Annotated in this window: 8 protein-coding genes; 5 read left to right on the top strand and 3 right to left on the bottom strand. The window is 53.4% G+C overall.

Annotation, left to right across the window (positions count from 1 at the left end):
* Window positions 1-870 (bottom strand): 16S rRNA (cytidine(1402)-2'-O)-methyltransferase, encoded by an 870-nt coding sequence (rsmI, locus tag J1782_RS26105; RefSeq protein WP_152327315.1) that lies wholly within the window; start codon window positions 868-870, stop codon window positions 1-3.
* Window positions 871-931: 61 nt separating this feature from the next.
* Here rsmI and J1782_RS26100 point away from each other — a divergent pair, with 61 nt between their 5' ends.
* From J1782_RS26100 to dolP, 4 genes are all read left to right on the top strand, one after another.
* Window positions 932-2,959, top strand: a complete 2,028-nt coding sequence (locus J1782_RS26100) for a penicillin-binding protein activator (RefSeq protein WP_217154249.1) — start codon at window positions 932-934, stop codon at window positions 2,957-2,959.
* A gap of 66 nt (window positions 2,960-3,025) precedes the next feature.
* A complete protein-coding gene (locus tag J1782_RS26095; RefSeq protein ID WP_152327317.1) occupies window positions 3,026-3,394 on the top strand; it encodes a YraN family protein in 369 nt (122 codons plus the stop codon).
* Window positions 3,395-3,424: 30 nt separating this feature from the next.
* Window positions 3,425-4,015 (top strand): DnaA initiator-associating protein DiaA, encoded by a 591-nt coding sequence (gene diaA, locus J1782_RS26090; protein WP_013577230.1) that lies wholly within the window; start codon window positions 3,425-3,427, stop codon window positions 4,013-4,015.
* A gap of 9 nt (window positions 4,016-4,024) precedes the next feature.
* Window positions 4,025-4,600, top strand: a complete 576-nt coding sequence (dolP, locus tag J1782_RS26085; protein ID WP_152327318.1) for a division/outer membrane stress-associated lipid-binding lipoprotein — start codon at window positions 4,025-4,027, stop codon at window positions 4,598-4,600.
* A 65-nt stretch (window positions 4,601-4,665) separates the two neighbouring features.
* Here the strand turns inward: dolP and mtgA are convergent, their stop codons facing one another.
* Together mtgA and arcB are read right to left on the bottom strand one after the other, a co-directional pair.
* Complete coding sequence (mtgA, locus tag J1782_RS26080) at window positions 4,666-5,388, bottom strand: monofunctional biosynthetic peptidoglycan transglycosylase (RefSeq protein ID WP_152327319.1); 723 nt, start codon at window positions 5,386-5,388, stop codon at window positions 4,666-4,668.
* Window positions 5,389-6,283: 895 nt separating this feature from the next.
* Window positions 6,284-8,623 (bottom strand): aerobic respiration two-component sensor histidine kinase ArcB, encoded by a 2,340-nt coding sequence (arcB, locus tag J1782_RS26075; RefSeq protein WP_217154248.1) that lies wholly within the window; start codon window positions 8,621-8,623, stop codon window positions 6,284-6,286.
* 871 nt (window positions 8,624-9,494) lie between these two features.
* Here arcB and gltB point away from each other — a divergent pair.
* Window positions 9,495-13,952, top strand: a complete 4,458-nt coding sequence (gene gltB / locus J1782_RS26070; RefSeq protein ID WP_152327321.1) for a glutamate synthase large subunit — start codon at window positions 9,495-9,497, stop codon at window positions 13,950-13,952.
* Window positions 13,953-13,960 lie beyond the last annotated feature (8 nt).

Raw genomic sequence — 13,960 nt, 5'->3', positions numbered from 1 at the left:
CTATTTGTCACCCTCTTGCTCATCAAGCGCGTATTTATACAACGCATTCTTCTTCACGCCATGGATTTCTGCGGCCAGCGCGGCGGCCTTTTTCAACGGTAACTCTTTTTGCAGCAGCGCCAGCGTACGCAGGGCCTCAGCGGGCAACGCCTCCACATCGACTTTATGGCCTTCCACAATCAGCACCATTTCGCCGCGACGGCGGGTTTCCACTTCCTGCACCCATGCCAGCAGTTCGCCAACCGGCGCGCCGTGAATGTTTTCCCAGGTTTTGGTCAGTTCACGCGCCAGCACCACATAACGCTGCGGCCCCCAGACTTCGACCATATCCTGCAAACTGTCGATCAGACGATGCGTGGATTCATAGAAGATCAGCGTGCGCGGTTCTTCGATCAGCGCCAGCAAAGTGTCTTTACGGGATTTGGTTTTGGCAGGCAGAAACCCCTCGTAACAGAAACGGTCGGAGGGCAAACCGGCGGCGCACAACGCGGTAATGGCAGCACATGCCCCCGGCAAAGGCACGACACGGATGCCCGCTTCACGACAGCGGCGCACGAGGTGATAACCCGGATCGTTAATCAGCGGCGTACCGGCATCAGAAACCAGCGCGATAGTCTGGCCTTCCTGCAATTTCGCCAGCAAATGCTCGGCTTTTTGCTGTTCGTTGTGGTCATGCAGCGGGAACATTTTGGCGCTGATCGCGAAGTGTTGCAGCAGCAATCCGGTATGGCGGGTGTCTTCTGCGGCAATCAAATCTACACTGTTGAGTACGGCCAGCGCGCGTTGGGTAATATCCCCTAAATTGCCAATTGGCGTCGGTACGATATACAGCGTTGAGGCAGAAATATCTGCTTGATCGTCTTGATTCATTGTTTCATCCGGATTGCCGATTTAATATTGAGCATCTTGAAAAAACATCACTGGAAACTGAATGCCTTCCTCAATGACTTTTCGTACCCGTTCGGGACGTTTACTCCCTGCCATCATCGTGGCTATGCTTCTCGCCAGCTGTTCCGGTCAGGCGCCGCAGGCACCGACTGAAAGTGTCCAGGGTGCAGCGTCCGGCAGCTCTGATTATTATCTGCAGCAGGCACAACAAAGCGGTGATGATAACAAGGCTGACTGGCAATTGCTTGCAGTCCGTGCCCTGATACGTGAAGGCAAAGTGCCTCAGGCCGTCGAACAACTCGCCAAAGTGCCGCAAAATCTGACCGCAGCACAAACAGTTGAACAGCAGCTGACCAGTGCAGAAGTTCAGGTGGCCCAGAAGAATTACCCGGCAGCGGCAACCACTCTGAGCCAGGTCGACCCGGCCAAACTGAACAATGATCAGAAAGCCCGTTATTACCAGGCGCAAATCGATGCCAGCCAGGGCCGTACCAGCCTTGGCCTGATCCGTGCTTACATCGCGCAGGAACCGCTGTTGCAGGGCCAGCTTCATCAGACGAACATTGATGAAACCTGGACCGCGCTGACACAAATGTCTGCGCAGGACGTTAACAGCATCGTGATTAACGCGGATGAAAATACCCTGCAAGGCTGGCTGGATTTGCTGAGTGTCTGGCAGAGCAACAAGCAAGATCCTGATTTACTGAAAGCCGGTATCAAAGACTGGCAGCGCCGTTATCCGGTCAATCCGGCGGCCAAAACCCTGCCGACACAGCTGAATAATGTGCTGACTTTCCAGCCTGCGTCTACCGGTAAAATTGCGCTGTTCCTGCCAATGAGCGGGCCTGCACAGGTTTACGGCAATGCTATTCAGCAGGGCTTCAATGCGGCGATGAACGGCCAGGTCAGTCAGGCCGCGCCACAACCGGCAACGCCAGCCGATCCTAACGCACAAGCGCAGACAACGCCGGTTGATCCGAATGCTGCGGTCAGCACGTCCGCCCCGGATACCACTGCGCAGCCACAAACCGCACCAGCCCAGCCTGCACCAACGCCTGACGTTGCGCCGGTTGCCAGCAACAATGCGCAGGTAAAAGTTTATGACACCAACGGTCAGCCTCTGGCAGCGTTACTGACGCAGGCACAACAGGACGGCGCCACACTGGTGGTCGGGCCGTTGCTGAAAGATCAGGTGAATGAGCTGGGTAACGCCCAGACGCCTCTGAATGTTTTAGCGCTCAATCAGCCAGAAACTGAGAAAAACAGTCCGAATATCTGTTACTTTGCGCTCTCGCCGGAAGACGAAGCACAGGACGCCGCCCGCCATATGTGGGCAGAACAGAAACGTTCGCCGCTGTTACTGGTTCCACGCGGTGCCTTCGGTGACCGTATTGCGCAGGCATTTGCCAATGAATGGCAGAAACTGGGCGGGCAAACTGTCCTGAAACAAGGGCTGGGCTCTGCCGGTGAATTACGTTCATCTATTGGCAGCGGCATCCGCCTGACCGGTACGCCGGTTACCGCAAGCGACAGTGCAGTTCCCGCGCAAGCGCAGGGTGTCACGATTGGCGGTATTACCATTCCGGCTCCGCCAACCGATGCGCAGATTACGCAAGGCAGCACCGGCGGTGCGGTGGATTCCGTTTACGTCGTAGCGACTCAGAGCGAACTCACGCTGATTAAACCGATGCTGGATCTGGCGGTTAGTGGCCGCTCTCATCCATCCGTCTACGCAAGTTCACGCAGCTATCAGGCGGGAGCGGGCCCGGACTATCGTCTGGAAATGGAAGGCGTGGAATTTAGCGACATTCCATTACTGGCGGCTTCTAACCCTGCGCTGATGCAGCAGGCCGCGGCGAAATTCGGCAACGATTACTCGCTGGTTCGTCTGTACGCCATGGGGATTGATGCCTGGAGTCTGGCAAATCACTTCTCACAAATGCGGACGCTGCCTGGCTTCCAGGTCTCCGGCAGTACCGGTGATTTAAGTGCCAATGAAAACTGTGTGATTCATCGCAAACTGCCATGGCTGCAATACCGTCAGGGCTCGCTGGTTCCGGTTTCTTCCTAAGAAACGCAGTTAACTTGCGCAGAGAAACCGGAATTCTCCGCACGAAATAAGTACAAGGACGTACTGATGATAAATTTTTTGTCAAAAACGCGGTCGTGCGGAGCCGAATATGAAGCTTACGCGCGACGCTATCTTGAAAGAGCCGGATTAACCTTTGTGGCGGCCAATGTGGCCTGTCGTGCAGGTGAAATTGACCTGATCATGCGTGACCAACAAACCTGGGTGTTTGTTGAAGTTCGCTACCGGCGCAATGCAAATTTTGGCGGCGCTGCGGCCAGCGTAACGCGTCAAAAACAACAGCGCTTGTTACGCGCGGCATCTTTCTGGCTTGCAAGCCACAACGCAAGCTTTGACACATCACCTTGCCGTTTTGATGTTTTAGCCATCACCGGCAGCCAGTTAGAATGGCTGCCCGATGCATTCAATGCGGAATAAATATTACGACGACTGACTGGACGAAAACCCGTGCTGGATAGAATCAAAGTCTGCTTTACCGAAAGTATCCAAACCCAGATTGCAGCGGCTGAAGCCTTGCCTGACGCGATTTCCCGTGCTGCGATGACGCTGGTGCAATCGCTGCTCAACGGCAACAAAATCCTGTGTTGCGGTAACGGCACCTCTGCGGCAAATGCGCAGCATTTTTCCGCTAGTCTGATTAATCGTTTTGAAACTGAACGTCCGAGCCTTCCTGCAATCTCACTATGTGCAGACAATATTGTTCTGACAGCGATTGCTAATGACCGGCTGCATGAAGAAATCTATGCCAAACAGGTGCGTGCTTTAGGTCAGGCTGGCGATGTTTTGCTGGCGATTTCTACCCGCGGCAACAGCCGTGATATTGTCAAAGCCGTTGAAGCAGCGGTCACCCGCGATATGACGATTGTCGCATTGACGGGTTATGACGGCGGCGAACTGGCGGGTTTACTGGGGCCTCATGATGTTGAGATCCGGATCCCCTCCCATCGCAGCGCCCGCATTCAGGAAATGCATATGCTCACAGTAAACTGCCTCTGTGACCTGATAGATAATACGCTGTTCCCACACCAGGACGATTAAGGAGATCCAATGAAGGCGAGCCCTCTCTTAGCTGTATTGTTAAGCGCCCTTCTGTTACAAGGCTGTGTTGCGGCTGCGGTTGTTGGTGCAGCCGGTGTCGCAACTAAAACCACCACTGACCCGCGCACTGTGGGCACTCAGGTTGATGACAGCACGCTGGAAGCCCGTGTTTCCAACGCGATAAGCAAAGATAAACAACTGAAAGATGAAGCCCGCATTGTCGCCACCGCGTATCAGGGTAAAGTCCTGTTAACCGGTCAGGCGCCGTCCGCTGATATGGCCTCCCGTGCGAAACAAATTGCGATGGGCGTAGAAGGCGCAACGGAAGTGTATAACGAGATCCGCACCGGCAAACCAGTCAGCATGGGCACCGCCTCTGTGGATACGTGGATCACCACGAAAGTTCGCTCTCAGTTGCTGACCAGCGATTCCGTTAAATCTTCCAACGTCAAAGTGACGACCGAGAATGGAGAAGTGTTCCTGCTCGGCCTGGTCACGCAGGAAGAAGGTAAATCCGCGGCGGGGATTGCTGCCGGTGTCAGTGGCGTGAAACACGTGACGACAGCGTTTACTTACGTTAAATAATTCAGTCGGTTAACGCAAAAAGGACAGCTCAGGCTGTCCTTTTTTACGCCCTGAAACCGCATGAATTAATGCAGTTTATGCTCTTGCAGGAAAGATTCCCCACCGAGCTGGCTCATTTGCCTCAGGATCCACTGCTGACGACGCAGCACGTAGGCCGACGGTGCGTTGACTTTAAACAGGTGAGGATTCGGCAATACGGCGGCCAGCAATGCGGCCTGCGAAGCCGTCAGGCGGCTGGCGGGTTTATGGAAGAAATGCTGTGAGGCCTGCTCGACGCCAAACACACCGTCGCCAAACTCAACAATGTTCAGGTAAACCGTCAGGATCCGGCGTTTCGTCCAGACCGTTTCAATCCCCACGGTCAGACCCGCTTCCAGCCCTTTTCTCACCCAACTGCGGCCATCCCACAGAAAGAGATTTTTAGCCGTCTGCTGGGAAAGCGTAGATGCTCCGCGCATTTTTCCGCCGTCTTTATCCAGAACTGACTGGATGGCATCCACATCAAAGCCCCAATGCTCGGGGAATTTTTGATCTTCCGCAGCCATTACCGCCAGCGCCATTGGCGCAGAAATTTCGCTCATAGGCACCCAGTCGGAATGCGCCACATACCCGAAATCACCGGTGAGCCAGGCGGAAACCTGACGTTCGACCATCACGGCAGAAAAAGGAACGGGTAAAAAAGCAAAAAGTACGATGCCCGCAACCCATAAGCCAAACAGCAGTATTACGGCACGTTTCAGCCATAATACCGGTTTTCCCCAAATGCCCTTTCCAGCAAATTTCTTCATTCTGCGGTTTCCACAACACATCTGACCATCTAATCAATCCCAACGGAGACCCGATAATGCGGGCTAGCGAAATGCTCCACAATCCTGCTAACAATTGTGCGAAAAAGCATAACTCATCCTTAAAAACTCCATTTCAAAATTGCGTTTTGATCACTGGCATCAAGGGGTTCCGTCATAGTCGTCGGCATTTCCAGTTTTTCATTCATCGGGTATTTAAAGACAGCATGTAAATTACTTGTGAATAAACTCAATAAATAAACATTAACAATTCTAATAAATGAAAATACCAAAAGTGAACGAATTTTCACCATTTCCCGGTTTACCGTGGCGCTGACTAAGTCAAATCGCACAGTAAAAAATGGCAGAAAACTGCCTGCAGACTGGCGACTTAACCCGATAAAAACCTGATCATCCTAAGTGAAATTTTTTCACTCATCACAATTTTTAAAAATGGGTCGAAATCAAAATACTGAAGACAACGCAATAATCGCATAAATGATGAATAACAAGTACTTGTCAGTGAATCCAGCCATTCCAACGCCGATTTTCAGGTTAAATTAACGGCGAAACAAGCAGCAAAATGGCATGACATTGTTCACTTCCATAAGCAAAATTGCATGACACCGGTACAACATCAACAGGCTTCATTTGTATTCTGTCAAAAATCCTGCGATAAAGACTTGATGTTTTGTATAGACAAAGACTAATCTACATCACAGTTTTTAATGAATGTTGTAACAGTCCTGCTTATATTTGTTATGTTGATTGCTACAGGATGTATTAGACTTTAAGACTGAATTCCAAGACCTGCGAAAACCGAACCCTTATAACTATCGTGGGTTACCTCTTTCCCTGGTGTTGGCGCAGTATTCGCGCACCCCGGCTTCGGCTGGGGTTATTTTTTTTCAGCGTTTGCCGTCCAGTCACGTAACACCTGTATGTCATGACGCCATTCTGCTTTCAGCTCATCAATCCATTCCTGAACGTTATCCCACCACGCAGGCAACGTCGGCGTCTGAATTTGTTGCGCCAGTTGTTGCAGGTGCTTAAGCCCTACGGAACCCGCCGCTCCTTTGATTTTGTGGCCTTCTTCCGCAATCCCTTTTTGGTCGCGCGCGGTCATGTTGGAATCCAGCACCGCGAGATAGCCCGGCATCATCTTTTCGAACATATCTGCGCTCTGATAAATCAGTTTCGGCCCGACCAAATCGATGTACTGTTCAAGCATGGCGGTATCAAGCAACGTTTCGCTGTTTTTCATTTCGACAGTTTCCTTTTCCATTACTGAAACTTCAGGCTGGTGATCCCAGAACTGCTGGATCATGCCGGTTAGCGCAGAGACAGACAGCGGCTTACTCAGCACATCGTCCATTCCGGCATCGAGATACTCTTTCTTATCTTTGAGAACGTTGGCGGTCAGCGCAATCAGCGGCGGCAGATGCTTGCCTGCGTAATCGGTACGCAGTTTGCGGGCGATATCCAGCCCGGTCATGTCCGGCAGCTGGATATCGAGCAGGACGAGGTCAAATTCGTCCGGATCGAACATCTCCAGCGCGTCGTGACCGTTCATCGCCACTTCCACGCTGTTCCCGAGTTTCTCCAGCACCGAACGCGCCACAATCACGTTCAGCTCGATATCTTCCACCAGCAGCACGTGCAGCGCGGGCAGCGGCATATCCTCTTCTTCATCCACTTCGGCGACCGGCGCATCGAGCGTTGGCGCGCGCACTGTCAGCGTGAAGCAGGAACCGTTGCCCGGTTCGCTGCTGACGGTGATATCGCCGCCCATGGTTTGCGCCAGACGTTTTGAAACGGCCAGCCCGATACCGGTTCCTGTCGCCGGTTTGCCGCCGTTCTGATCTTTCACCTGATAGTACATGGCGAAAATTTTGTCCTGCTCGTCCTGCGGGATGCCCATGCCGGAATCGCGGACAACGAAACGCAGCATGTCGTTGGCTTCGTAATGGACGCTCAGCACAATCTCCCCTTCGCGGGTGAATTTGACGGCGTTACCAATCAGGTTCCACAGGATCTGGCGTAAACGCGTGCCGTCCGTCGTAATACTGCGCGGCAGCGGTAAATCCGGATCCATGACGAATTTCAGACCTTTCGGTTGTGCCAGAAGGCCGGAGAGGTTTTCGAGATCGGACAGGAACTCGGTGAAATCCACCGGCTGATTGTCGAGCTGCACTTTGCGGCGCTCGATTTTGTCCATTTCGATAATGTCGTTGAAGATATTCCCGAGCGTGATTGCGCTGACGTGAATAGTTTTCAGATAACTGTGCTGTTCTTTGTCGAGTTCGGTGTCCAGCAGAATGCGGCTCAACCCGACGATGCCGTTAAGCGGCGTACGCAGCTCGTGGCTGATCGTAGAGATGAAAGTGGTCTTTTCCCTGCTGGCGTTCTCTAACGCGTCCTGATAACGCTTACGCTCGGTTATATCGCGGCCAAAGCCCATCAGCCCATGCCGTTTGCCAATGCGATCGTAGAACGGCACTTTGCGCAGCTCGAAGCAGGCTTTACGCCCGTCCGGATAGACCAGCCATTGTTCGTAAGTCAGGGAAACGTTGTGGCGGAAGACTTTCTCATCGGTTTCCACCACTTTTTCGGCAATGTCCGGGGTATACACATCATTCGGCGTGAGGCCAATCAGCTGTTTTTCGCTTTTGCCGGTCAGCAATTCCATCGCACGGTTACAGCCCGAAAATTCCTTATCTTCATTGCGGTAGTAAACCAGGTCAGGGGAAGCATCGAGGAATGAGCGTAACAGCGCCGATTGCTGGCTCAGTTCGATTTGCGCCTGTTCGCGGTGATGCATTTCAAGCTTCAGCTTGTCCACCACTGCCAGACGCGCCTCTTCGGCTTTCACGCGGTCGGCGATTTCCTGATTCAGCTGCGTAATGTTGTCCTTAAGCTGCTGGTTCAGTTCGAGATCGCGGTGGCGCATTTCTTCGAGCTTATCCACCAGACGCGCTAAACGCTGGCGTGATTCCTCAAGCTGCTCAACGACCACCGACAGGAAATACACCGCCCAGGGCGTAATCAGCAAACCAAAGAAGATGGAGCGAACGACGTCGATACTTTCAACCTGCCCGCGCAGGAGCATGGTCACCGCCATCTGGACAATCATCGCCAGCACCACCAGCGCAGACGCCAGCAGCAGAGAGAATCTCACCAGCCCCAGCTTGACCATCAGATCGACATAATACTGCGCTAAAACCCGGATTTGCTTCATAACGGTTCCCTTAAAACGAAGTCGCCTGAATCATACCGCAAAACCTCGCCGTGGTGAGTCTGCAGGCAAGATTGAGCGTGAAGTTTGTGAGATGCACCTTGCGGGGGCTTGCCATGGTGCAATGCAGGAAATAAGGGCAGAGTTATTGACTAATTTACGCCGTGATATTATTAATATCGGCCGGCTTAATTTCGTCACAGGCTTTGCCAACTGCCGCGCAGCAAACATCTTTTCCTTATTCTCTCCGAATTCATTCTCAGTCGGCGCACTCCGCGCAGGCATAACTATTCATTATTACTGCAAATAAAATCATTCACGCCAGTATAAATAATTCTTATTACGAAGAGCCGATTAGTACATTATTACTGTCAGGTTAAAAACAGTGACAAACCGCATGCCCGCAGTGTTTTCCAGTATAAAATACTGGGAATTACGGACCTGCCAGCACGGTTCGGAGATATGAAGCTTTTCCCATAGTGAGTCAGCTCACACTTTGCACGCATTACCCCACCGACATTACGCCATTAAAAACACCATAAATCATATATATTTCAAATAATTAAATGTCTTTATATCACTTTTAATATAAGTTAATTCGCCATTTGACCTCCTTGTGCTTTCTCGCTAAGTTGGGAGTCCGCTGGAAGCAATCTCGACGGGTGAGCAACTCGTCATATTTATGCAGTAATTGAAGACTCCCTCATTAAAACAAGTCAACCACCACTTGTGAGAACCATCACGAGAGGCCTTTGACGGAGATGCCCGGGCAATTAACGCACCGCAAGAGTGCGCGAAATTGCGGGTCCGCTCTGTGAATAAGTCCGCTCGCGGTTGGTGTGAGAGTCTCGCAGAGCCTGGGGAGGTTCACGTTATGTTGTACGATAAATCCCAAGAGAGGGACAACTGTGGTTTCGGCCTGATCGCCCATATAGAAGGCGAACCTAGCCATAAGGTCGTGCGTACCGCGATCCACGCACTGGCCCGTATGCAACACCGTGGCGCGATCCTTGCTGACGGCAAGACCGGCGACGGTTGCGGCCTGCATTTACAAAAACCTGACCGCTTCTTCCGCATGATTGCCGAAGAGCGCGGCTGGCGCCTGGCGAAAAACTATGCCGTCGGCATGCTGTTCCTCAGCAAAGATGAAAAAGAAGCTGAGGCGAGCCGTCGCATTGTTGAAGAAGAGTTGCAAAACGAGACGCTGTCCGTGGTGGGCTGGCGTGACGTTCCGACTAACCCGGACGTACTCGGTGAAATCGCGCTTTCCTCCCTGCCCCGCATCGAACAAATTTTTGTTAACGCGCCCGCCGGCTGGCGTCCGCGTGACATGGAACGCCGTCTGTATATGGCGCGCCGCCGTATTGAGAAACGCATTCAGGATAAAGACTTCTATGTGTGCAGTTTCTCCAACGTGGTCACGATCTACAAAGGCCTGTGTATGCCTGCGGATCTGCCACGCTTCTACTTAGATCTGGCCGACCTGCGCCTGGAATCAGCAATTTGCCTGTTCCACCAGCGTTTCTCGACCAACACCGTACCGCGCTGGCAACTGGCTCAGCCTTTCCGCTATCTGGCGCACAACGGCGAAATCAACACCATCACCGGAAACCGCCAGTGGGCCCGCGCCCGTGCGTATAAATTCAAAACGCCGCTGATCCCCGATCTGCAAGATGCCTCACCGTTCGTGAATGAAACCGGCTCGGACTCCAGCTCGCTCGATAACATGCTGGAACTGTTCCTGGCAGGCGGCATGGATTTGCTGCGCGCCATGCGTTTGCTGGTTCCGCCAGCCTGGCAGCAAAACCCGGATATGGATGACGATTTACGCGCATTCTTCGACTTCAACTCCATGCATATGGAGCCGTGGGACGGTCCGGCCGGTATCGTGATGTCAGACGGTCGTTATGCCGCCTGTAACCTCGATCGTAACGGTCTGCGTCCGGCGCGTTATGTCATCACCAAAGATAAGCTCATCACCTGTGCCTCTGAGGTAGGGATCTGGGATTACCAGCCGGACGAAGTGGTCGAAAAAGGCCGCGTCGGACCAGGCGAGCTGATGGTGATCGACACCCGCAGCGGCAAGATCCACCACTCAGCTGAAACCGATAACGACCTGAAAGGCCGCCATCCTTATAAGCAATGGATGGAGAAAAACGTTCAGCGCCTGGTGCCGTTCGAAGACCTGCCGGAAGATCAGGTCGGCAGCCGCGAACTCGATGACAGCACGCTGGAAACCTTCCAGAAACAGTTTGGCTACAGCAGCGAAGAACTCGATCAGATCATCCGCGTGTTGGGTGAGAACGGTCAGGAAGCCGTCGGTTCAATGGGCGACGATACGCCATTTGCCGTGCTCTCCAGCCGTCCGCGCATCGTGTATGACTACTTCCGCCAGCAGTTTGCGCAGGTGACCAACCCGCCAATCGACCCGCTGCGTGAAGCGCACGTGATGTCTCTGGCGACCAGCATTGGCCGCGAGATGAATGTATTTTGCGAAGCAGAAGGTCAGGCGCACCGTCTGAGCTTCAAATCGCCAATCCTGCTGTGGTCTGATTTCAAACAGCTCACCACGCTCGACAGCAAACACTATCGCGCGGAAACGTTGGATCTGACTTACGATCCGACCGAGCAGAATATGGAGCAGTTCGTTCAGAAACTCTGTGACGAAGGCGAACAGAAAGTGCGTAACGGCGCGGTTCTGCTGGTGCTGTCTGACCGCAACATCGCACCAAACCGCTTGCCGCTGCCTGCGCCAATGGCCGTCGGCGCATTGCAGTTGCGTCTGGTGGAAAAAAGCCTGCGCTGCGACGCCAACATCATTGTTGAAACCGCCAGCGCACGCGACCCGCACCACTTTGCTGTGCTGATCGGCTTCGGTGCGACCGCGGTTTATCCATATCTGGCCTACGAAACGCTGGCCAAGCTGGTGGATTCGCAGGTCATCGAGAAAAAATACCGTGAAGTGATGCTGAACTACCGTAACGGCATCAACAAAGGTCTGTACAAAATCATGTCCAAAATGGGCATTTCCACCGTCGCCTCTTACCGTTGTTCGAAACTGTTTGAAGCCGTCGGCCTGGCGAAAGATTTGTGCAACACCTGCTTCAACGGCGTGGTCAGCCGTATCGGCGGTGCCGGTTACAGCGACTTTGAACAGGATCTGCTGAACCTGTCCAAACGCGCCTGGCTGAAACGCAAAACATTGGATCAGGGCGGTCTGCTGAAATTTGTCCACGGCGGCGAATATCACGCATACAACCCTGACGTCGTCACCACGCTGCAAACCGCAGTGAACAGCGGCGATTACGACGACTATAAAGTCTATGCAAAACTGGTCAACGAACGTCCGGTAGCAACCTTGCGCGACTTACTGAAAGTCACGCCGAAAGGCCAGCCGATTCCGGTTGATCAGGTAGAACCGGCCGAAGGTCTGTTTACCCGCTTCGATACCGCGGCAATGTCTATCGGTGCGTTAAGCCCTGAAGCGCATGAGTCTCTGGCCGAAGCGATGAACAGCATCGGCGGACGTTCTAACTCCGGCGAAGGCGGCGAAGATCCTGCGCGTTACGGCACCAATAAAGTGTCACGCATCAAGCAGGTCGCGTCAGGTCGTTTCGGTGTTACGCCAGCGTATCTGGTCAATGCAGACGTTATTCAGATCAAAGTGGCGCAGGGTGCAAAACCAGGCGAAGGCGGCCAGTTGCCGGGTGATAAAGTGACGCCGTACATCGCGAAGCTGCGTTATTCCGTGCCGGGCGTGACCCTGATTTCTCCACCGCCGCACCACGATATTTATTCCATCGAAGATCTGGCACAGCTGATCTTCGACCTGAAACAGGTCAACCCGAAAGCAATGATTTCGGTAAAACTGGTTTCAGAACCGGGCGTGGGCACCATCGCGGTCGGCGTGGCAAAAGCATATGCAGACCTGATCACCATCGCAGGTTACGACGGCGGCACCGGCGCAAGCCCGCTGTCTTCGGTCAAATACGCGGGCTGTCCGTGGGAACTGGGTCTGGTGGAAACACAACAGGCGTTAGTGGCTAACGGCCTGCGTCACAAGATTCGTTTACAAGTGGATGGCGGCCTGAAAACCGGTCTGGACATCATCAAAGCGGCAATCCTTGGCGCTGAAAGCTTCGGTTTCGGTACCGGCCCGATGGTGGCGCTGGGTTGTAAATACCTACGTATTTGCCACCTGAATAACTGCGCAACGGGTGTGGCAACTCAGGATGACAAACTGCGTCGTAACCATTATCACGGCCTGCCAGAGCGTGTGACGAACTACTTCAGGTTCATCACGCAGGAAACCCGTGAAATCATGGCAGAACTGGGTGTCAGCCAGTTGGTGGATCTGATTGGTCGTACCGATCTGCTCACCGAACTCGATGGCTTCACAGCAAAACAAAACAATCTGGATCTGTCCGCGATGCTGGCAACAGCGACGCCGCACGAAGGCAAAGCGGTGTACTGCACCGAAGGCAACCCGGCGTTCGACAAAGGCCAGCTGAACAAAGACATTCTGGAACAGGCTGCGCCACATATCGATTCTAAGCAGAGCAAAGCGTTCTATTTCGATATCCGCAACACTGACCGTTCAGTTGGTGCCACATTGTCCGGTGCGATTGCTGAAAAGCATGGCGATCAGGGTATGGCGGCAGATCCGGTGCGTATTAACTTCAACGGCACCGCAGGTCAGAGCTTCGGCGTCTGGAACGCGGGCGGCGTCGATTTAATGCTGACCGGCGACGCGAACGACTACGTGGGCAAAGGCATGGCCGGTGGCCGTATTGCTATTCGTCCGCCAATCGGTTCAGCGTTCCGCAGCCATGAAGCCAGCATCATCGGTAACACCTGCCTTTACGGCGCAACCGGCGGCAAGATGTTCGCGGCTGGCCGTGCAGGCGAGCGTTTCGCCGTGCGTAACTCCGGTGCTATCACCGTAGTCGAAGGCATTGGCGATAACGGTTGTGAATATATGACCGGCGGCATTGTATGTGTGCTGGGCCGTACCGGCGTCAACTTCGGGGCTGGCATGACCGGTGGCTTCGCTTACGTTCTTGATGAAGACGGCGAATTCCGCAAACGCGTTAACCCGGAACTGGTTGAAGTCCTGGAAGTGGCCGATCTGGCTATCCATGAAGAGCATCTGCGCGGTTTGATCATCGAACACGTCCAGTTGACCGCATCGACCCGTGGTGAAGAGATTTTGGCGAACTGGCCGGAATGGGCGCCTAAATTTGCCCTGGTAAAACCGAAGTCCAGTGATGTCAAAGCATTGTTGGGTCACCGTAGTCGTTCCGCAGCTGAGCTGCGGGTACAAGCGCAGTAAGAGGTTAA

The organism is Rahnella sp. BCC 1045, assembly GCF_019049615.1.
Classification (GTDB): domain Bacteria; phylum Pseudomonadota; class Gammaproteobacteria; order Enterobacterales; family Enterobacteriaceae; genus Rahnella; species Rahnella contaminans.
This window is presented reverse-complemented; position numbering and strand designations above follow the sequence as displayed.

What these genes read in the sequence shown, in the direction of transcription:
- rsmI (WP_152327315.1), bottom strand. Translation starts at nt 870, where the DNA reads ATGAATCAAGACGATCAAGCAGATATTTCTGCCTCAACGCTGTATATC.
- J1782_RS26100 (WP_217154249.1), top strand. Translation starts at nt 932, where the DNA reads ATGCCTTCCTCAATGACTTTTCGTACCCGTTCGGGACGTTTACTCCCT.
- J1782_RS26095 (WP_152327317.1), top strand. Translation starts at nt 3,026, where the DNA reads ATGATAAATTTTTTGTCAAAAACGCGGTCGTGCGGAGCCGAATATGAA.
- dolP (WP_152327318.1), top strand. Translation starts at nt 4,025, where the DNA reads ATGAAGGCGAGCCCTCTCTTAGCTGTATTGTTAAGCGCCCTTCTGTTA.
- mtgA (WP_152327319.1), bottom strand. Translation starts at nt 5,388, where the DNA reads ATGAAGAAATTTGCTGGAAAGGGCATTTGGGGAAAACCGGTATTATGG.
- arcB (WP_217154248.1), bottom strand. Translation starts at nt 8,623, where the DNA reads ATGAAGCAAATCCGGGTTTTAGCGCAGTATTATGTCGATCTGATGGTC.
- gltB (WP_152327321.1), top strand. Translation starts at nt 9,495, where the DNA reads ATGTTGTACGATAAATCCCAAGAGAGGGACAACTGTGGTTTCGGCCTG.